The sequence below is a fragment of the uncultured Salinibacterium sp. genome (assembly GCF_963974405.1).
Lineage (GTDB): Bacteria > Actinomycetota > Actinomycetes > Actinomycetales > Microbacteriaceae > Rhodoglobus.
Genome location: NZ_CAXBBH010000002.1, coordinates 305293 through 323523 on the forward strand (window position 1 = coordinate 305293; position 18231 = coordinate 323523).

An 18231-nucleotide genomic window follows, 5' to 3' on the forward strand; every position below is an offset into this window, starting at 1 on the left:
AACACTTTCACTGACAGCCCGTCACTCGACAGACACCACCGAGGAGCAACATGACTGACTCAACCGGAACCCCCGAGAATGAGATCCGCAAGGGCCTAGCCGGCGTCATCGCTGACACCACCGCGATTTCGAAGGTCAACCCCGAAACGAACTCGCTGCTTTACCGCGGTTACCCCGTGCAAGAGTTGGCCGAAAAGTGCACCTTTGAAGAGGTCGCCTACCTGTTGTGGCACGGCGAACTGCCGAACGCCGAGCAGTTGGCAGCATTCGAAACATCGGAGCGTGCCCAGCGTCACCTCGATGCGCACACGAAGCGAGTGATCGACGAGTTGCCGCTCTCCGCGCATCCGATGGATGTCGTCCGCACCGCGGTCAGCGTGATCGGTGCCCTCGACGACACTCTCACCGACCCCGCGAGCATGATCGACGAAGAACTCAACCAGAAGCGTTCGCTCACCCTCTTTGCGAAGCTGCCCGCGATCATTGCGTACGATCAGCGTCGCCGTCGCGATCAGGAGCTCGTTGAGCCGCGTGATGACCTCAGCTATTCAGCAAACTTCTTGCACATGACCTTCGGCGAGGTTCCTGACCTCGTGGTCGTTAATGCGTTCGACGTTTCGATGATTCTGTACGCCGAGCATTCCTTCAACGCGTCGACCTTCACTGGTCGAGTCGTCACGAGTACGCTCAGTGACCTGTACAGCGCTGTCACGGCAGCCGTTGGCGCCCTCAAGGGCCAGTTGCACGGTGGAGCGAACGAAGCCGTCATGCACGTCTTTGATGAGATCGGCTCAGCCGCAAACGCTGAGCCCTGGCTCGAGACGGCGTTGTCAGAAAAGCGCAAAATTATGGGCTTCGGTCACCGTGTCTATAAGAACGGCGACTCACGCGTGCCCACGATGAAGGCAGCGCTCGAAACTCTCGTGACCGAGTTTGATCGCCCAGACATGCTTGAGCTCTATGACGCTCTGGAGTCGGCGATGACGAGCCGCAAGAACATCAAGCCCAATCTTGATTACCCGAGCGGCCCGGCCTACAACCTCATCGGGTTCGACACCGACATGTTCACGCCGCTGTTTGTTGCTGCGCGGATCACCGGATGGACGGCTCACATCATGGAGCAGGCTGCGTCGAACTCGCTCATCCGTCCGCTCGCTGCGTATTCGGGAGTTGACGAGCGCCACATTTCGTAGCGGCGGCGTTCGCTAGGGGCTTGAGCGACGGGGATGGAACCTCCAGTTGTGAGTGGCAGGATGGGGATATGACTGTTCCCCAGATTCAACTGAACGACGGCAATTCCATCCCCCAGCTCGGTTTCGGTGTCTTCAAAGTGGACCCCGAGGAGACCGAGCGCATTGTCACTGACGCGCTCGAAGTTGGCTACCGCCACCTCGACACCGCCATGATCTACGGCAATGAGCAAGGCGTCGGCAACGCCATTAAAGCGTCGGGCATCCCGCGCGAAGAACTCTTCATCACGACGAAGCTGTGGAACAGCGACCAGGGCACAGACTCTGCTCGCGACGCCATGGATCTCAGCCTCGAGAAGTTGGGCCTCGACTATGTGGATCTGTACCTCATCCACTGGCCCCGCCCCGACCTTGACCGCTACCTTGACAGCTGGCTCACGCTTGAGCAGCTGAAAGAAGAGGGCAAGACACGTTCGATCGGTGTCAGCAACTTCCACCGCCCCCACCTCGAGAAGATCATTGCGGGCAGCAACACTGTTCCTGCGGTTGACCAGATCGAGCTGCACCCCGCCTTCGCTCAGCGCGACCTGCGTGCGTATGGCGCAGAGCTGGGGATGCGCATTGAGGCCTGGGGCCCTCTCGGGCAGGGCAAGTACGCCCTGTTCGGCGAGACTGCCCTCGAGACTGCCGCCGCAGCACACGGTGTTTCACCCGCCCAGGTTGCTATTCGTTGGCACCTGCAGAACGGCATCATCGTGTTCCCCAAGTCGAACTCGCGCGAGCGTATGGCCGAGAACTTCGATGTCTTTGGCTTCGAGCTTTCCGCGGACGAGATGGCATTGATCGATGCGATCGACCGCGACCAGCGTGTCGGTGCGAACCCCGACGAAGCTACCTTCTAGGGCGCACTTTTCGTTTCTGGCACAGGCCGGCATCCTCACTCACTTCGGTGCATGGATGTCGGCCTGTGTGGTGCGGCCCGCTGGTACGCTCGACATTTACAGAGTGTTTCTCGGGTTAGTGCATCCGGGCGCTAGACGACCATTTGAGCGGCGAGGACCAGAGTCATGACAAACCCCGGTCTCTATCAGGCCCCCACCGAAGGCTGGGCATTCATACCGTTTCTCGGTGCCGTGGCCACTTTCGGGATCGCCGTGATCGCTGTGCTGTATTGGTTTGCTGGGCCTGGGCGCACGTTTCGGCTCCGAGCGTGTGCGCTCACTGTTCTGGCTGTTGTTGCGGGGGCGGCGAGCGTGCTTGGCCTGATCGCGGCAGCGGAAAGCTTCGAGGAACGGGATTCGGCTGCCTTCGCTCAGTACACGACCGCAGTACAAGAGTGGGCTGCTGAGAAATACGGTGTCACTCTCACGCACGACGACGTTGCGGACATGATGCGCGGACGTCCCGCGGTAGTTGAACGAAACGGCGCGGACTGGCAGGTCTTGCTCGAAGTTTCGGCACCCAACGGCAACGTCGAACTGCGCGACGCTCGCGAACTACCGGCACAGTGACCTGCAAGCGAAAGAGGCAGCATGGATAGGTCTGTTCTACTGGCGTGCCTTCAGAATGTTGCCCGCCGCGAGCTGCTCCACGGGCTCGCTTCGAACAGTCCGCGTAAGCACACCAGGGAGTTGCGGGTGCGATTCGCCCCTCCGGATGCTTCGTTCTGGCCACCGCTGCCGTTACGTTAGGGGAGTGATGCGAGGAATCCGACGAACGCTCAGCGTTGGCCCGTGGCCTGTTGTGCTCAACGCCTCGCTGTTCGGCGCAGTGGCTGGCCTCATGCTTGCGCTCGCAATGGTTGCCCCAAGCTGGGGTTCCGATATGTTCGGCATCTTTCTACTGGTGTTTCTCATCTTTGCGCCTATCGGAGGTGGCATTGTTGGGCTTGTCTCGGTCGGCGTAGGACTTGGCCTCCGCGCTCTCCTCAGTTTTGGCGGTCACCTCAGTAGCACTTTTGTGGCTGTTACTTCTAGCGCCGGTCTCTTGGCGGTCGCGCTTCTATTGATATGGATCGTGAGCGGACCCCTCGGTCTAACTCTCTTGGCGTGGCTGCCGATCATCTCGGCGATTATCGGCGTCGTGTGGTTCGGCGTCTGGTCACGAATGCGGGCGGTTCCTTCAGCCCCAACGAAAGAGGAATTTCTCCGGCCAACCTCGGAAAGCTATCGATCCCCGACCGAGGCAGAGCTGCGGCTTTTGCGTGCTTTGGTCGAACGAGCCCCGCGGTTCTCGGGTTCGCTTGCCACCCTCTCAGCGCTGACCGTTGCACCAATCAACGATGGCGGTATGGGCAGTTTGGCGATCGGCCCTCCTTCGCTAGAACGACGTTTCGAGGATTAAGTAGCGGAGGCAACCTTCTTTGATGTTGACGGCATGTGGGTTTCCGCCACGCTGAACGTGGATCAGTTCGGTGAGCTATTTGAGCTCGACGTGTTCGAAGGTGATTTTTCTCCGCTGCGAGAAATCCCCCAAACGTTTCGGCGAGAGGCCAACCGGGACACTTAGCGTCACAAGGTTCGAAGGTGTCGAGCGAGCGTTCAGATTAACGGAGACAACGCTGGCGTAGCTCTAGAAGTTGATCGGCTTTGGTCGCTCGGGGGTATGGCTTTTCCCGTCGGCAAGTATCGCGGTCACCATTGATACCGCTCGGGGGTCGAGGCTGTCACCCGGGTAGAAATCCTCGTACAACTCGTCAGCGTCGTCGAGGGAGCTGATCTCGCACAAGCTCAGGAGTAGTCGGATGTCGCGGGTGTCGCGACCGGGGCGGTTGGCGCGCAGTTTCATCGCCAAGAGTGCCTCTTTGGATGCGACCTGAATGACGATGTCGTCGCGATCATAGATCGTGTCCCATTCAACAGCGCGGCCGAGGGCCGGCAGAGCATCCGCTTTGGTGACTTCAAAATTGAGCCAGGTGGGATCCCAATCGTGGCGTTGCGCAACACGGGCGGCGGCGGAGGCGACCGCAGCATCACTCCCCGGGCGAACGTGCAGTGAATCGAGATCTTGGGTGGTTCCGCGGTCGAAATAGCGCAATGAGAGGGCCGCTCCGCCAACCAACCGGATTCCTGCCACTTCGCCCTCGGCGCGTAGCTCGGCAATCAGTTCACGCAATCCGGTGATGATGTCATCCCTGTCGAGAGTGGTTGCCACGATTACACGCTCTCGAACGTGTCACGCCACGCAAGAACGCCGCGTTTAGCGAACTCGGCGGGGACTTCTGCGAGGGGAGCAACAGGGTCTGCGGGATCTACGTCAAGATTTCGGTGTTTGCTGAGGAACCGGTTGGGGAGATCGACCCACTGCGGCAGAGGAATTCCCTCGTCGGAGAGGCGCCACGCTACAAGCGCTGCTAGTGCGGCATCCCACGCCGGGTCTCGAGTCGACTCGGGCTCGGCAAGCCCGAGGACTCCGCGAATCAGTCCGTGCTCGGCCACAAGGTTGTCGTTGAGCTGCAGCAGGGCGCGAAGGGCTCTGTCTTTGTCGCCGGCAGCGAGCTGGTGACGGATTTCGGTAGCGGCGGTTGCGGCGTCGTCCCGGCGAGTGGGGGCCGAATATAACCGGTGCCCCGCTCCAGCTAAAAGGCGGTCAATCGTGTCGAAGCTTGCATCGCGCCCTCGTTCAGAGCGGGAAACGCTGCCCTGATCGATCGAGGAACGAGAAGCAAGCTGCTCCTGGGTGAGGTGTCGACTTTTTCGGGCAGCGCGAACCAATGTGGATGCATTCGCCATAGTGATCACCGCCCTTCTTGCTTCTAAATATAGCTTGGAAAACATATTTTGGTGAGGCCAGGTAATTTCGGATGCTCCCGCTCGCTGGGCTGTCCACGATCACTAGCGAGATCGCTCGTCATTAGACTCGAGTGCAGGAGGCAACATGAGCAAGCGCGGGCAGAAATCTCCATCTAAGGTGCGGATGATGGCTATGGCACTCGTCGACGAGAGTGGCCTTCGCTGGGAGTTCGATACCTCGTTGGGCTATAGCAATGGCCGCGCTCTCTCGGAATTCGTGGAGCGACCTAGCGTGAAGCGGGTGCTTCTCCAGCGCGATCGAGACGTGAGCGACATCACCGCGAACTCGACGAAGCGCCGAGAACTGATGAATCCCGAACATGGCAAGCGCATCAACCCTTCTGAGGAGTACGACGCCGGAATCTATCGACGTGGGCCGGACGAGATCGCAGTGATCTCGCTCATTCACTGAAGACGCTCATCGGTTGGGGACGCCCGAGGTGCGGATAGTGGGTAGATTTCTCAGCGGGGATGTTCCCCAAGATTCGGATGGTCATGGAACTGCTAACGTCAGGCCCAGGGGCGCCGATCCCGGCAACCAATGCCCAAGGGTTTCTATTTCTCGGCATGTTGTTGCTGTTCGCTGCCACATACACTTGGACGCAGCGAAAAACTTATGCGCGCAAGAGTCGCGAGCGTTTCGAGAAATTGGGTTGGACGTGGTTTGCGCGCCGGATGCCCGACCGTAGGTGGCACCGGATATCAGTTGTCTTCGCGGTGGCCTGGGGCGCGATGGGGATGCTGTCTCTCCTGGCCGGCGTTGTGTTTGTCTTCTTGGGCACGTAGCAAGGTCTACCGTGATGAGCTAAGCAGGACGTCGTTATTCGACCTGCGAAAGTCCTACCTCCACCGCTGCCCCTGGCGGCGTCTCCACGAGCAACCCCGTCCCCGCGAACGCAGCCTCGAGGTCGGCACGGGTTTCGGTGAAGTGTCCCCACCCTTCGGTGTGGAGGCCAACCACATGGGTGGCGCCCAAGATGTTGGCGGCTTCTGCGGCATCCGCTGATGTCAAAGTGAGAGGGCCGTTGACCGCGGAGATGCGGGCAGCACCCGCGAAGAGCACCGCGATGTTGATGTCGGGGAAGCGGTCGGCGATTTGCTGCACGAGCGGCAGGGAGGCGTTGTCGCCGCTGACGTAGATGGTCGGTTCGCCCTCGGCCTGCAGTACGAATCCGGTGACCGGGCCGAGTCGGGCCTCGGAACCGGGAGGGCCGTGCAGTGCGGGCACCGCGGTGACGGTGACGGCACCGACCACGACGGATTCCCACGAGTCGAGGCCGACAACGCCGCCGCCGAAGAGGTCAGAGCCCGCCTTCATGGTGCTGATCGTCAGCACGCCGGTGGCGAGAAGTTCGAGCCCCTCGTAGTCGAGGTTGTCTTGGTGCTCGTGATGCGACAGCAACACCAGATCGACAGCGCCAACATCCGCTCGGCTCAGCGCCGGACCCGCTGTCTTGGTGAGCGGCACACCGCCCTCGTCGGGGTAAAGCTGCGGGGCATCGAATGTGGGATCAGTCACAATGCGCAATCCCGAATATTCGAGCAACGCGGTGGGGCCGCCAATGTAGGTCACGGTCAACTTCGACATACTCTGAGACTATGCCCAATCGTCTGGAAACTGCTGCGAGCCCGTACCTGAGATCACACGCCACCAATCCGGTGGACTGGTGGGAGTGGTCTGCCGAAGCTTTTGCCGAAGCGGAACGCCGCGATGTGCCCGTGCTCGTCTCCATCGGCTACTCCACGTGCCACTGGTGTCATGTGATGGCGCGCGAATCATTCAGCGACCCCGTACTGGCCGCCTACCTCAACGAGAACTTTGTAGCGATCAAAGTCGACCGCGAAGAGCACGCCGAAGTGGACTCCACCTACCTGGCGGCGGCATCCGCCTTCACGCCCAACCTGGGCTGGCCCCTCAACGTGTTCGTCACGCCAGCGGGGCGAGCATTCTTTGCCGGCACCTACTGGCCGCCGACCGCTGTGGGGCAGCATCCGGCATTCCGGCAAGTGCTCGAATCGGTGGCGGATGCGTGGCTCACCCGCCGCGAACAGGTCGAGACCAGCGGCAGTGCGATAGCCCAAGCGCTCGCCCAGAGCCGCGGTGTCGAGAGTGAGCTCGTCGCCGACTTCGCGCCCGTAATCGATGCGCTTGCTGCCGCCGAAGATCTCGAGCATGGCGGATTCGGCGACGCCCCCAAATTTCCGGTGACGCCGGTGCTGCGGTTCCTTCTCGATCGCGGTGCCCGCTCCGCCGAACACTCGCCCGAGGCAGCCGGTCTCGCTGACCGCACGCTGAAGGCGATGGCGGCATCCGCCCTGCGCGACCCGGTCGATGGCGGCTTCTTCCGCTACTCCACCCAGGCCGACTGGAGCGACCCGCACTACGAACGCATGCTCTACGACAACGCCCAACTGCTCGCCGCGTATGCGCTCGCCGACTCGGCCAAGGTTGCCACAGGCGTCGCCGAGTTCTTGCGCGACAAACTGCTGCTGCCCTCGGGAGCTTTCGCATCGGGCCTCGATTCCGAGAGCACCGTCGACGGCAAGCGCGTCGAAGGCTTCTACTATTCGCTGGATGCCGCGAGCCGCGCCCGCGTCGAAGCCCCGCCCCGCGACGACAAGATTCTCACCGGCTGGAACGGTCTCGCCATCGAAGCACTCGCCTTGGCCGGCGCACGTCACGGCAACCCCGAGTGGATCGCGCTGGCCCGCGGTGCCGCCGACTTTCTGCTGGCTGAGCACGTGGGTGTTGGTGGTGCTGGCGATGCGGGGAAGCGGCTCGTGCGCACGTCGATCGACGGCATCCTCTCCGAGGCGGCAGCAACCCTCGAAGACAGCGGGATGCTCGCTCAAGGTCTGCTCGAACTCTCGATCGCTACCGGCGAGGTTCGCTACGCGCTTGCCGCGCGCGACCTCATCGACGGAGCGCTCGCAGCGGGCGCCGCAGGGTCAGGTAGCTCACCCTTCGGCCTCCCCGGCGGCAGTGATTCAGTGCTCGCCGCCCAAGGTCTCTCCACCGAAGCTGACATCAGCGACGGAGCCCACCCCAGTGGCCTCAGCGCGATGGCCGCCGCCGCTCACACCCTCTTCGCCCTCACCGGCGACGCCCAATACCGGGATCCCGCCGAAGCGTCCATGAAGCTGGTCGGCCAACTCGCAGCCCAGCAACCGATCTCGTTCGGAACCGCCCTCACTCTCATGTCGGAGCTCGGTGCACCCTTGCGCCAGCTCGTCGTCGTGACCGGGGATGAGGCGGGCGACGAGCTCACGATTCTGGCCCGCAAGCTGCACCGCGCTGGAGGCATTGGTGTCGCGGTCTCGCAGACTCAGGCAGACGCTTTTGCGGCATCCGGTTTCGAGCTGTTTGCTGCACGCACCGCCACTGACGGCGCACCCACGGCCTACCTGTGCGAAGAGTTTGTGTGCCGCTTGCCACTCACGGATGCGCGTGCGCTGGAGGCGCTGCTGAGCGCGAACTAGCGCGTGTAGACGTCGCGCCGATGCCCCAGCGTGATGACGACTACGAGCAACACGTCATCCTGAATTGTGTAGACGATGCGGTAGTCACCGATGCGCACGCGAAACCCCGGAAGCCCCTGAAGCGCCCTGGCACCCGGAGGCCGTGGGTCTTGGGCGAGCAGTGCGATCGCGCCACGAATTCTGTCGCGATGCTGATGGTTAACCCGTTCAAGGGCGCGCGCCGCGGCGGGCGTGACCTCGATGCGATAGGCCATTACCAGCCCAGATCTGCCTTGACCTGATCCCAAGGAATGTTCGGGCCCTCGTCGGCCATCGCTTCGTCAAAGGCAGCAACGTCTTCAGCATCTTCTAGTGCATCCATCATGCGCTCATACTGCTCTGGGCTCACGACAACGGCCGCGCGCTGTCCGCGACGCTCGATGAACACAGCTTCGCGCTCCGACGTGGCGATGACCTCGGAGAAGTTCTTGCGGGCATCCGCGATGCTGGTGGTTGACATAGCTCAAGTGTACGTTTGCAACCCTGAAATGTACATCACGAGGCACAACGCGGCCGCCAAGACACCAGCGCCTGCGAGCTAGAGAATCCCCAGCGCCTGCCGCACGTGCACGTATTGGGTGAGGAAGGCACGTTCGTCGAGGCGTTTGCGGCGCATCCACGACGTCACTTCGCTGTTGCTTTTACTCGCGTTGCACGAGCCGCAGGCGGGCACAACATTGCCGACGGTGTAGCTGCCGCCGCGGGAGATCGGCTGCACGCAGTCCTTCTGGAGTGCAGAGTCGGTGGCGGTGCAATAGGCGCAGCCGCCCCATTCGCGCTTGAGTTCCTCCCACTGCTCAGCAGTGAGATCGTTGTCGGCTGCATCGACCCGACGTTTGCGGCGCCGTGCAGCACGCGCGCGTCGAGTCTGAGCTACAGCCATACCGCTAAGTTAGTGCACCGTCGACCTCCGCCTAGGCTGAAACCATGGACGGATTTCTTGCCGGCGGAAACATGAACGCCGTCGAACGCAGCGGCAACACTGTATTACGCAGCGTTGGTGCGTGGACGCCGACGGTGCACCGCTACCTCGACTATCTTGCGGTGGCGGGAATCAATTGGGCACCGCGTCCACTCGGCATCGAGAGCGGCCGGGAACGCCTCTCCTTTATTGAGGGCGATGTGCCGCTGTATCCGTTGCCCGACTGGGTGTGGCCGGATGCCGTGCTTGAGCAGGGCGCCCGCCGCCTTCGGCAGCTTCACGACGCCAGTATCGGATTCGGTCTAGACGGTGCTGTCTGGCAGTCGCCGGCGAAGATCCCAGCAGAGGTCATCTGCCACAACGACTTTTCACCCCACAATCTGGCCTTCGTTGACGGAGAGATCGTAGGAGCAATCGACTTCGATATGTGTTCGCCAGGCCCCCGGCTCTGGGATCTCGCCTACTTCGCGACGCGAGCCGTGCCGCTGACATCGGTGACCCCCGACAACGCGCCGGGGATGGATGATGCCCGTCGCCGAGTAGAGCTTCTCTTGGCCGCTTACGGTTCGGATGCGACGTGGAGCGACATTCTTCGTGTGGCAGCTATCAGACTCCACGACCTCGCGCAGATGTCTCTCGACAAGGCTGTGGAACTTGAGAAACCGCACTTGCGCGACGAAGCCGCTGAGTATGACCGCGACGCGAACTTTCTGCGCGAGCTCATGGCCGACGAGCGTCGAACGAGCCAGCAACCGAACTGAAGGCCGGTCGTCTAGCGCCCTGCGCGACGCGAGGAGATAACCCCGGTATCGAAGCCGAGCAAGTGCAGCCCGCCGTGGAAGCGTGCGTGTTCGACTTTGAGGCAGCGGTCCATGACGACCGAGAGTCCCTTCGATTCGCCGTAGACGGCGGCATCCTGATTCCAGATTCCCAGCTGTACCCAGACGGTGGGGGCACCGATGGCCAGCACGTCATCGATGACGGCGGGGATGTCGCTCGCTTTGCGAAATACGTCAACGATGTCGGGAACTTCGGGAAGCGAAGCGAGGTCGGGGTAGGCCTTGTGGCCCAAGATTTCGTCGGCGTTCGGGTTCACGAAATACACGCGGTAGTCGCTCGACTGCAGCAGATACGTGCCCACGAAATAACTTGAGCGGGCAGGGTTCGGCGACGCACCCACAATCGCAATCGACTTCGCTTGACGCAAAATCGCGAGGCGTTGTTTCGCGTCGGGTCCCACCCAGGTGCGCTGTGATTTCAGCAACTTCGCGAGCGGTGAACTGGCCGGCAGATCGCACGTGAGCCCGTTGCTGAGCTGGGTGGTCTGCACTTCTTCTGACGACATCCTTAGCCCTTCGTCGCTTCGGTCAGTGCCTGATCGAGGTCATCGATGATGTCTTCGGGGTCTTCGATGCCGACGCTGATGCGCACCACCCCGGGCAGTACGCCCGCATCGGTGAGCTGCTGCTCGGTGAGCTGCGCGTGCGTTGTGGATGCGGGATGAATCACGAGCGTTTTCGCATCGCCAATGTTGGCGAGATGGCTGGCCAGCTCCACGCTTTCGATGAACTTCTGGCCAACCGCACGGCTGCTCTGCGTTCCTGTTGCACGAACCTCAAACGAGAAGACCGAACCGGCACCCTTCGGCAAATACTTCTGGGCGCGTTCGAAGTGTGGATGCCCCGGCAAACCAGCCCAGTACACCTTCTCGATGCGCGAATCGGCCTCAAGCCATTCGGCAACCAGACGCGCGTTGTCGACGTGCGCCTGCATGCGGAAGGGAAGCGTCTCCACGCCAGTCGCAAGCAACCACGCAGAGTGCGGCGAAAGGGCGGGGCCGATGTCGCGAAGCTGCTCAGCCCGCAATCGCGTGAGGAAGGCGTATTCGCCGAAGTTGCCGCTCCAGTTGAGGCCGCCGTAGCTCGGCACTGTTTCATCGAAGAGTGGAAAACGGTCGGTTGCCCAATCGAAACGGCCGCTCTCCACGACAACACCGCCGAGAGTTGTGCCGGCACCGCCGAGAAACTTGGTTGCCGAGTGGGTGACAACATCCGCGCCCCACTCGATCGGCCGGTTCAGATACGGAGTGGCCACCGTCGAGTCGATGATGAGGGGCAGATTGTGGGCGTGTGCAACCTCGGCCAAACCCTCAATGTCGGCAATCTCGCCCGAGGGGTTGGCGATAGTTTCCGCAAAGATCAGCTTCGTCTTGTCCGTGATGGCCGCCGCATAGTCGGCAGGGTCGGAGGAGCGCACAAACGTGGTGTCGACGCCGAAACGGCGCAGCGTGACATCCAACTGCGTAATCGAGCCGCCATAGAGATTGGCACTCGAGACAATGTGATCGCCAGCACCCGCGAGCGAAGCAAAAGTGATGAACTGCGCACTCAGCCCGCTGCCGGTCGCCACAGCGCCGAGTCCGCCCTCAAGCGACGCCACTCGTTCCTCAAAGCTCGCGACCGTCGGGTTGGCAAGCCGAGAATAGATGTTGCCGTACTTTTGCAAAGCGAAGCGGGCTGCGGCATCCGCAGTGTCATCAAAGACATACGCGCTCGTTTGATAGATCGGCAGGGCGCGAGATCCTGTCGCCTCATCAGGGATGTTGCCCGCATGAATCGCGCGCGTGCGAAAACCATAGTCTCGATCAGCCATAGGCTCAGGCTACAGAAACGGATGCCGTCGGCGGACTTTCGACGTAACAGAACGCCATGAAGTGGCCGGGTTTCGACCGCGAAAGGCCGAACCCGGGCTGGCCTAAACCCAGGTGGGCAACCACCAGCGCAGTCGCAGCAGGTCGTAGTCGATCGTCTGGCCGGTCCAGAGCGGCCAGAAGAACACGCTGACCGCGATGGCGACGACGACAAAGACGGCGGCGACGCCGAGCCCGCTCGTGCGTCGGTAGCGATCGTCGTCGGATCTGCCGATGATCACCCCGAGCGCGGCAACGAGCGCCAAAATCAGGTACGGCTCGAACACGATTGTGTAGAACTGAAAAACGGTGCGGTTCAAGTACAGCAACCACGGTAGGTAACCCGCGGCGACGCCCATCAGAATGAAACCGGTCTGCCACTGGCGGTAGCGCACAAGTCGATACACGAGGTAGAGCACGGCTGCGGTGGCCGCCCACCAAATGATGGGGTTGGCGATTCCCGAGATCGAAGCGCCACAGGCATCCGCAAGACAGCCGTCTTCGCCGCGGGACAGGTTTTCGTAGAACATGCTCGTCGGGCGGATGAGCAGCAGCCACGTCAGCGGGTTGGCTTGATAAGGGTGCGGTCGGCTTTCGCCCACGTGGTAGCTGTACACGCTCGACTGAAAATGCCACAGACTTTGGATGTCGAGAGGCACCCAGCTGAAGGCTCCCGCCCACGCATTGCCATCGGTCTCGGCCCACGAGCGGTCGTAGCCGTTGTCGCTGAGAAACCAGCCGATCCACGTGCTGAGGTACACGAGCAAAGCTACCGGCACGGTGAGTAGAAAACTGACGGGGGCTTGCTTGAACAGGGTGCCGGAACCCCAAAAGCTGATGCCGGCGCGACGGCGAGCCAGGGCATCCACCACGAGGCTGTAGACGGCGAAGGCGGCCAAGAAATAGAGGCCGTTCCATTTGACCGCGGCGGCAAGCCCAAAGGCGATGGCGGCGGCGATGAGCCACGGTCGCCACCACAGCGCTGGCCCCCACTCAGTGCTGGCGCCTCGCATCCCGCGTCTGCTGATCCACATCGCCAACCGGGAGGCAGAGTGCTCTCGATCCAGCAGCATCGCACCAACACCGAGCAGGGCGAAGATCATCACAAAGTTGTCGAGAAGCGCTACCCGGCTCATGACAATGGCGTTTCCGTCGATCGCCAGGAGCAGCCCCGCGAGGGTGGCGAGCACAGTGGAGCCGAACAGTTTCTTGGCGATCAGCATGAGCACGACGACCGCGAGAATGCCGACGATGGCGGTGGCGATGCGCCAGCCGAAAGGGTCTTCGCCTCCGCCCGGCAGCATGCCCAAGCCGATCAACCATTTGCCAAGCGGCGGATGCACGACAAACGACGGATCGTTCAAGAAGATGTTGACTTTGCCGCCGTTGAACAGGGCATCCGCTTCGGCGGGCCACTGCGCCTCGTAGCCGAGGTTCACAAGAGTCCACGAATCCTTCACATAGAAGGTCTCATCAAAAACCAGCGACGACGGATGCCCGAGGCCCACCAATCGCGTGAACGCCGCGATCACCAGCACTATCGCCGGCCCAGCCCACCCGAGCCACCGCTGGAGCACGGGATTTCTCGCCGCCCACCAGTCATCGAGGCGGGAACCTTCATCGTGGTGACGGGGTGTGTGCGACGGTGAGTGAGGGAGAGGCGATGCGGCGTTTTCGCTTTCACCAGAGGTGTCGGGGGCGCTCGACAGTAGTTCATCGAAGTCGCGCGGGGTTCTCTGGCTCACCCCGCAATGTTACTGAGCGTTGTGCCGTGCTGCTGCCGAGCGCAGCCCGAGTGAGGACAGTATGCCCTCGCGGATCACTCGGGCGGTGCCGTCCAGCGCCCGCTGGGGGTGCCGAATGATTGCCAGATCCACGCGACAGCGGTTTCTGCAGCTGGGCGCGGATCCATCGCGAGCCAGGCTTCGATGATGCCGAACGTTGCGCCGGTGATGCTTGCGCTTTCAATCTCCAAGGCGAGGTCGTCTCGGTGCTCCGCGCTGTGGCTCAGGATTCCTTCGCGCACAATCTTCTTCAATCGAGCCCGCATGCGGGACGCGACAAGGGCGGAGCCGCGCGGGCTGAGCGCGCTCGAATAGACCTCTGAGTTCGAGTCGATGTGAGACAGGTAGTTGGTGAGGGCGGGCGGGGCTTCGTCACTTTCGGGATCGAGGTCGGCCAGTTGCACGCCTGCTTCATCTGCGGCTGATTCGATAGCGAAGGCGAGCAGCGTCTCTTTGTCGGCGTAGTGCTGGTAGAAACTGCTGCGATTTACTCCGGCACGCTCGGCGATGTCGCCGACCGTCACTTCGTCAAGAGGGCGCTCTTGAGTGAGGGCGAAGAGTGCCTCTTGCAGGCTTCGCCGGGTTCGTTCTACTCGAGCATCCATCCGTTGATTCTGACAGATGTTTGCCCTGAAACCGTGAGTTTTCCGACAACTGTTGGAAAAGCGCTAATTCTGCGAATACCATGGTCACTGGCCCAACGACGTGCTCGTTTTATATCCCCAACGAGAGGTCTCTTTCAGCATGGCTGAACTCCTTTACCGCCTTGGCCGATTCTCGGCCCGTCGCGTGTGGCTTGTCATCGTGAGCTGGCTCGCCGTCTTGGGTTTGGCCGTGGGCGCTTTCGCTCTCTTCGGTGGCACCCTCACCTCATCGATGTCGATTCCGGGCACTGAGACAGACCGGGTCTCTGCAGAGCTCAGTGATCGAATCGGAGACGTGAGCGGTGCATCCGCGACAATCGTTTTCGCCTCCGAAAGTGGCGACAAGTTCACCGCCGAGCAACGCGAGAAGATCACCACAACTCTCGAAGACTTGACCCCGCTCGACCACGTCAGCGGCGTTATTGATCCCTTCGAAACGGATGCTCAGCGCAGCGAACAGGCACAGGAACTCTCTGACGGCCGCGATCAGATCGCTGCCGGAAAACAGCAGCTCGTTGACGGTCAGACGCAACTGGATGCGGCGAAGCAGGAGCTGCAAGCCGGTCAAGCGCAACTCGATGCTGCGATCGAACAAGCTAAAGCAGCCGGTGTCTACGACGCATCGGTAGCGCAATTTGAGGCTCAGCAGGCCCAAATTGATGCCGGCATGGCACAGATCGATGAGCAGCAAGCCACGATCGATGACAACGCTGCGACGATCGAAGAGAACGAGCAGAAGCTCGAATATGGCGAGCGCCTCATGGAGGCGGCAGCCAACATCACCACAATCTCCGACGATGGGGCGACGGCTTTGGGCCTCGTCACGTTCGACGTCGACCTTTTCGATGTGTCGGGAGAGCTCAAGAGCACGATCGCATCGCAGCTCGAGAATGCCGATATCCCGGGTGTTCAGGTTGACTACTCTTCGGCGATCGCTAACTCCACCGATGGCCTTCTCGGTGTCGGTGAAATCGTCGGTGTGATCTTGGCTGGGCTCGTCTTGCTCATCCTTTTCCGCGCATTCCTGCCTGCCGTGCTCCCCATCGTTTCGTCGGTCATTGGTGTCGGAATTGGTGTCGCCGGAGCGCTGGCCTTCTCCGATGTTGTGCAGATGACATCCGTCACCCCGATTCTTGGAGTGATGCTTGGCCTCGCGGTCGGAATCGACTACACGCTCTTCATCGTGCAACGCCACCGCAGGCAACTCGCTGCCGGTATGGAGCTTCACGAATCAATCGGTCTCGCCAACGGAACCTCCGGCAACGCCGTGTTGTTTGCCGGCTCTACAGTGCTCGTCGCTTTGCTGGCGCTGAACGTCAGCGGAATCCCGTTCCTGGGAGTGATGGGAACGGTTGGCGCCGTCTGCGTGCTGATTTCAGTTCTGATCGCAGTCAGCCTTACCCCAGCGCTGCTGTCTCTTCTCGGCAAGCGAGTGCTGTCGCGTCGATCACGCGCCAAGATCGGCCACGAGTCTCAGCAGCAGAAGCCGCCGCGCCCGATGCGAACCGGTCGCGCGGTAGCGACTCTCGTGCTGACAGTAATCGGTCTTCTCATCATCGCTATTCCCGCGATGTCGATGCGCTTGGGGTTGCCAGACGGTTCCTCCGAGCCCGCAGATTCGACCCAATACCGTTCCTACAAGCTTGTCGCTGAAGAGTTTGGAGCCGGCCAGAACGGTGCACTCTTGGTCACCGCAAGTCTGCCGGACGCGGTTTCTGAAGATGATGTTCTCAAAACTCAGGCCGACCTCGCTGATCAGCTGATGGCGTTTGATGACGTTGTCGCCGTGGCTCCCGTGGGTGTCTCTGACGAGAACGACTTCTTCGCCTTCCAAGTGATCCCCACGGATGGGCCTTCTAGCGTCTCGACGGAAGCGCTCGTGCACAACCTGCGCGATAGCTCACCGATCGATGGAGACATCGCTCTCGGGGTTGCCGGTACCGCCAGCGGAAATATCGATATTTCAGAGAAGCTGGCATCAGTGTTGCCGCTGTACCTCGCGGTTGTTGTCGGGCTATCCCTGCTGATTCTGATTCTCGTGTTCCGCTCGATCCTCGTACCGATCATCGCCACCGCGGGATACGTCCTATCGCTCCTGGCGGCCTTCGGCGCCATCGTCGCGGTCTACCAGTGGGGATGGTTGGGGGCGATCTTCGGCATCACCGACCCTGGCCCGGTGCTGAACTTTGCGCCGATCATCATCATGGGTGTGCTCTTTGGCCTCGCGATGGACTACCAGTTGTTCCTCGTGTCAGGCATGCGAGAGGCGTACGTTCACGGCGTGCCTGCCAAGGCCGCGGTCATGAGCGGACTCCGCAGCGGCCGAGCAGTGGTGACCGCTGCAGCGATCATCATGATCGCCGTCTTCGGTGGCTTCGTGTTCTCCCACCTCGCGATGGTGCGACCCATCGGATTCGGCCTTGCAATTGGTGTGCTCTTCGACGCATTCGTTGTGCGCATGTTGCTCATCCCCTCGCTCATGCACCTGCTCGGTGCATCCGCGTGGTGGTTGCCGAAGTGGCTTGACCGCATCATTCCGAGTGTCGATGTTGAAGGTGCCGCGCTTGAGCGCAGCCACCCCATGCACGCGGCCGAGACGGATGACGCACCTAGCGCGACCGCGACACCGACAGGCACCGCGCACTAAGTCAGCCTCGCGTACCTCGCGCATGTTTAGTCGTGCACAGTACTTCGCGCACAGTACTTAGCGCACACTGCCCGGAGGGGTTCCGCCTTAAAGCGGGGTCTCTTCGGGCAGTAGTGCGTTCGGGCCCGCTCCCGGAGCGCCCGGCACGCGGGAGGCCGCCCGCACCGCCCCAATCGAGGCCGCAATAACGAGGGCGATTCCGACACCCTGCACGAGCGTGATGCTCTGGCCGAGCACGAAGAATCCCGCACCCGTCGCGATAGCCGGAGCCAACGCCATCAGCACCGAGAAAGCGGCAGCAGAGATGCGCCGCAAGGCAATGAGTTCGAGGGCATAGGGGATCGCTGAGGAACAAATAGCCACCGCGAGCCCCCGCACCAGAATGGACGGCTCGAGCAGAGTGCTGCCCGCTTGAGAGATGCCAAAAGGGAGGCTGATGATCGCGCCGATTGCCATGGCGATGGCGAGACCATCCAACCCGGCAAAGACCTGCCCAGTCTTGCGCGACGCCAAAATATAGCCAGCCCACGACACTGCGGCGGCCAGCGCGAAGGCGACGCCGACGGGGTCGAGAAAGCCGATGCTGCCGAGGCTCAACAGGGCGACTCCCGCAAAAGCGAGCACCGCCCACAGCCACGCACTTGCCCGCCGCGCCACGATCACAGACAGCACGAGAGGCCCGAGCACCTCGATCGTGACCGTTGCCCCCAGATCAACCCGAGAGAGCGCTTCATAGAACAGCAGGTTCATCCCGCCGAGCGAAATGCCGAACACCAACGCCATAAGCCAGGCGCGCTTCGAGATGGCGCGCAGATTGGGTCGCGCGATCGCGAGCAAAATCGCGGCCGAGAACACGAGTCGCAACGACACCATTCCGCCAGGGCCGACTTCGGGGAACAACAGCACGGCAACCGAAGCACCCACGTCTTGAAAGATCAAGCCAAAGACGACGAGCATTGCGGCGCCGAGGGGAGTGCCCCTCAAGGGTGACGGAGTCGACATAGTGCAACACTACGACCCCGGCAGCAGTGCTCCGCACGCGAAC

General features: G+C 61.7%; 20 protein-coding genes. 9 read left to right on the forward strand and 11 right to left on the reverse strand.

Features of this window, described 5'->3' with window-relative positions; all coding sequences use genetic code 11:
- Positions 1 to 50 precede the first annotated feature (50 nt).
- The 4 genes from AACZ26_RS09835 to AACZ26_RS09850 all read left to right on the forward strand — a co-directional run bounded on the left by AACZ26_RS09835 (position 51) and on the right by AACZ26_RS09850 (position 3533).
- Positions 51 to 1193: a bifunctional 2-methylcitrate synthase/citrate synthase gene (locus AACZ26_RS09835; protein WP_339621162.1), complete on the forward strand. Its 1143-nt coding sequence runs from the start codon at positions 51 to 53 to the stop codon at positions 1191 to 1193.
- A gap of 68 nt (positions 1194 to 1261) precedes the next feature.
- Entirely contained in the window at positions 1262 to 2092 is an 831-nt protein-coding gene (locus tag AACZ26_RS09840; RefSeq protein ID WP_339621164.1) for an aldo/keto reductase, read from the forward strand.
- A 165-nt stretch (positions 2093 to 2257) separates the two neighbouring features.
- Positions 2258 to 2701 carry a hypothetical protein gene (locus AACZ26_RS09845; protein WP_339621166.1) on the forward strand — a complete coding sequence of 148 codons (444 nt, stop codon included), beginning with the start codon at positions 2258 to 2260 and terminating at the stop codon, positions 2699 to 2701.
- 187 nt (positions 2702 to 2888) lie between these two features.
- Positions 2889 to 3533 carry a DUF6984 family protein gene (locus AACZ26_RS09850; protein ID WP_339621168.1) on the forward strand — a complete coding sequence of 215 codons (645 nt, stop codon included), beginning with the start codon at positions 2889 to 2891 and terminating at the stop codon, positions 3531 to 3533.
- A gap of 228 nt (positions 3534 to 3761) precedes the next feature.
- Here AACZ26_RS09850 and AACZ26_RS09855 read toward each other — a convergent pair whose 3' ends face one another.
- Together AACZ26_RS09855 and AACZ26_RS09860 are read right to left on the reverse strand one after the other, a co-directional pair.
- Positions 3762 to 4343, reverse strand: coding sequence for a hypothetical protein (locus AACZ26_RS09855; RefSeq protein WP_339621170.1), 582 nt, complete (start codon positions 4341 to 4343; stop codon positions 3762 to 3764).
- A 2-nt stretch (positions 4344 to 4345) separates the two neighbouring features.
- The gene (locus AACZ26_RS09860) at positions 4346 to 4921 is read right to left on the reverse strand and encodes a helix-turn-helix transcriptional regulator (RefSeq protein ID WP_339621172.1); all 576 of its coding nucleotides are present in this window, start codon (positions 4919 to 4921) and stop codon (positions 4346 to 4348) included.
- 145 nt (positions 4922 to 5066) lie between these two features.
- On the opposite strand from AACZ26_RS09860, the gene AACZ26_RS09865 reads away from it, so the two are divergent.
- Positions 5067 to 5393, forward strand: coding sequence for a hypothetical protein (locus tag AACZ26_RS09865; RefSeq protein ID WP_339621173.1), 327 nt, complete (start codon positions 5067 to 5069; stop codon positions 5391 to 5393).
- 59 nt (positions 5394 to 5452) lie between these two features.
- Positions 5453 to 5767: a hypothetical protein gene (locus AACZ26_RS09870; protein WP_339621174.1), complete on the forward strand. Its 315-nt coding sequence runs from the start codon at positions 5453 to 5455 to the stop codon at positions 5765 to 5767.
- Positions 5768 to 5801: 34 nt separating this feature from the next.
- Here AACZ26_RS09870 and AACZ26_RS09875 read toward each other — a convergent pair whose 3' ends face one another.
- Positions 5802 to 6569: an MBL fold metallo-hydrolase gene (locus AACZ26_RS09875; RefSeq protein WP_339621175.1), complete on the reverse strand. Its 768-nt coding sequence runs from the start codon at positions 6567 to 6569 to the stop codon at positions 5802 to 5804.
- Positions 6570 to 6580: 11 nt separating this feature from the next.
- On the opposite strand from AACZ26_RS09875, the gene AACZ26_RS09880 reads away from it, so the two are divergent.
- The gene (locus AACZ26_RS09880) at positions 6581 to 8461 is read left to right on the forward strand and encodes a DUF255 domain-containing protein (RefSeq protein WP_339621176.1); all 1881 of its coding nucleotides are present in this window, start codon (positions 6581 to 6583) and stop codon (positions 8459 to 8461) included.
- Here the strand turns inward: AACZ26_RS09880 and AACZ26_RS09885 are convergent.
- The 3 genes from AACZ26_RS09885 to AACZ26_RS09895 form a co-directional block, all read right to left on the reverse strand.
- Positions 8458 to 8715, reverse strand: a complete 258-nt coding sequence (locus AACZ26_RS09885) for a type II toxin-antitoxin system RelE/ParE family toxin (RefSeq protein WP_339621178.1) — start codon at positions 8713 to 8715, stop codon at positions 8458 to 8460. The genes AACZ26_RS09880 and AACZ26_RS09885 overlap by 4 nt on opposite strands.
- The gene (locus AACZ26_RS09890) at positions 8715 to 8960 is read right to left on the reverse strand and encodes a type II toxin-antitoxin system Phd/YefM family antitoxin (protein WP_197134372.1); all 246 of its coding nucleotides are present in this window, start codon (positions 8958 to 8960) and stop codon (positions 8715 to 8717) included. Before AACZ26_RS09890 ends, AACZ26_RS09885 begins: the two co-directional genes overlap by 1 nt.
- Positions 8961 to 9038: 78 nt before the next feature.
- A complete protein-coding gene (locus tag AACZ26_RS09895; protein ID WP_339621180.1) occupies positions 9039 to 9383 on the reverse strand; it encodes an HNH endonuclease in 345 nt (114 codons plus the stop codon).
- Between the two features lie 44 nt (positions 9384 to 9427).
- Here AACZ26_RS09895 and AACZ26_RS09900 point away from each other — a divergent pair, with 44 nt between their 5' ends.
- On the forward strand, positions 9428 to 10183 hold the full coding sequence (locus AACZ26_RS09900; protein WP_339621182.1) for a phosphotransferase: 756 nt from the start codon (positions 9428 to 9430) through the stop codon (positions 10181 to 10183).
- A gap of 11 nt (positions 10184 to 10194) precedes the next feature.
- Here the strand turns inward: AACZ26_RS09900 and AACZ26_RS09905 are convergent, their stop codons facing one another.
- The 4 genes from AACZ26_RS09905 to AACZ26_RS09920 all read right to left on the reverse strand — a co-directional run bounded on the left by AACZ26_RS09905 (position 10195) and on the right by AACZ26_RS09920 (position 14500).
- Entirely contained in the window at positions 10195 to 10767 is a 573-nt protein-coding gene (locus AACZ26_RS09905; protein WP_339621184.1) for a CoA-binding protein, read from the reverse strand.
- 2 nt (positions 10768 to 10769) lie between these two features.
- Entirely contained in the window at positions 10770 to 12074 is a 1305-nt protein-coding gene (locus AACZ26_RS09910) for an O-acetylhomoserine aminocarboxypropyltransferase/cysteine synthase family protein (RefSeq protein WP_339621185.1), read from the reverse strand.
- Between the two features lie 102 nt (positions 12075 to 12176).
- Positions 12177 to 13856, reverse strand: coding sequence for a phospholipid carrier-dependent glycosyltransferase (locus tag AACZ26_RS09915; RefSeq protein WP_339621187.1), 1680 nt, complete (start codon positions 13854 to 13856; stop codon positions 12177 to 12179).
- Positions 13857 to 13930: 74 nt separating this feature from the next.
- Positions 13931 to 14500 carry a TetR/AcrR family transcriptional regulator gene (locus AACZ26_RS09920; RefSeq protein ID WP_339621189.1) on the reverse strand — a complete coding sequence of 190 codons (570 nt, stop codon included), beginning with the start codon at positions 14498 to 14500 and terminating at the stop codon, positions 13931 to 13933.
- A 139-nt stretch (positions 14501 to 14639) separates the two neighbouring features.
- Here AACZ26_RS09920 and AACZ26_RS09925 point away from each other — a divergent pair, with 139 nt between their 5' ends.
- A complete protein-coding gene (locus AACZ26_RS09925; protein WP_339621191.1) occupies positions 14640 to 17186 on the forward strand; it encodes an MMPL family transporter in 2547 nt (848 codons plus the stop codon).
- Positions 17187 to 17273: 87 nt separating this feature from the next.
- Here the strand turns inward: AACZ26_RS09925 and AACZ26_RS09930 are convergent, their stop codons facing one another.
- On the reverse strand, positions 17274 to 18143 hold the full coding sequence (locus tag AACZ26_RS09930) for an EamA family transporter (RefSeq protein ID WP_339621625.1): 870 nt from the start codon (positions 18141 to 18143) through the stop codon (positions 17274 to 17276).
- Between the last annotated feature and the right edge of the window lie 88 nt (positions 18144 to 18231).

Bases quoted from the DNA above. Each gene is read 5' to 3' on its own strand.
- AACZ26_RS09835 (WP_339621162.1), top strand. From the start codon at position 51: ATGACTGACTCAACCGGAACCCCCGAGAATGAGATCCGCAAGGGCCTA.
- AACZ26_RS09840 (WP_339621164.1), top strand. From the start codon at position 1,262: ATGACTGTTCCCCAGATTCAACTGAACGACGGCAATTCCATCCCCCAG.
- AACZ26_RS09845 (WP_339621166.1), top strand. From the start codon at position 2,258: ATGACAAACCCCGGTCTCTATCAGGCCCCCACCGAAGGCTGGGCATTC.
- AACZ26_RS09850 (WP_339621168.1), top strand. From the start codon at position 2,889: ATGCGAGGAATCCGACGAACGCTCAGCGTTGGCCCGTGGCCTGTTGTG.
- AACZ26_RS09860 (WP_339621172.1), bottom strand. From the start codon at position 4,921: ATGGCGAATGCATCCACATTGGTTCGCGCTGCCCGAAAAAGTCGACAC.
- AACZ26_RS09865 (WP_339621173.1), top strand. From the start codon at position 5,067: ATGAGCAAGCGCGGGCAGAAATCTCCATCTAAGGTGCGGATGATGGCT.
- AACZ26_RS09870 (WP_339621174.1), top strand. From the start codon at position 5,453: ATGTTCCCCAAGATTCGGATGGTCATGGAACTGCTAACGTCAGGCCCA.
- AACZ26_RS09875 (WP_339621175.1), bottom strand. From the start codon at position 6,569: ATGTCGAAGTTGACCGTGACCTACATTGGCGGCCCCACCGCGTTGCTC.
- AACZ26_RS09880 (WP_339621176.1), top strand. From the start codon at position 6,581: ATGCCCAATCGTCTGGAAACTGCTGCGAGCCCGTACCTGAGATCACAC.
- AACZ26_RS09885 (WP_339621178.1), bottom strand. From the start codon at position 8,715: ATGGCCTATCGCATCGAGGTCACGCCCGCCGCGGCGCGCGCCCTTGAA.
- AACZ26_RS09890 (WP_197134372.1), bottom strand. From the start codon at position 8,960: ATGTCAACCACCAGCATCGCGGATGCCCGCAAGAACTTCTCCGAGGTC.
- AACZ26_RS09895 (WP_339621180.1), bottom strand. From the start codon at position 9,383: ATGGCTGTAGCTCAGACTCGACGCGCGCGTGCTGCACGGCGCCGCAAA.
- AACZ26_RS09900 (WP_339621182.1), top strand. From the start codon at position 9,428: ATGGACGGATTTCTTGCCGGCGGAAACATGAACGCCGTCGAACGCAGC.
- AACZ26_RS09905 (WP_339621184.1), bottom strand. From the start codon at position 10,767: ATGTCGTCAGAAGAAGTGCAGACCACCCAGCTCAGCAACGGGCTCACG.
- AACZ26_RS09910 (WP_339621185.1), bottom strand. From the start codon at position 12,074: ATGGCTGATCGAGACTATGGTTTTCGCACGCGCGCGATTCATGCGGGC.
- AACZ26_RS09920 (WP_339621189.1), bottom strand. From the start codon at position 14,500: ATGGATGCTCGAGTAGAACGAACCCGGCGAAGCCTGCAAGAGGCACTC.
- AACZ26_RS09925 (WP_339621191.1), top strand. From the start codon at position 14,640: ATGGCTGAACTCCTTTACCGCCTTGGCCGATTCTCGGCCCGTCGCGTG.
- AACZ26_RS09930 (WP_339621625.1), bottom strand. From the start codon at position 18,143: ATGCTCGTCGTCTTTGGCTTGATCTTTCAAGACGTGGGTGCTTCGGTT.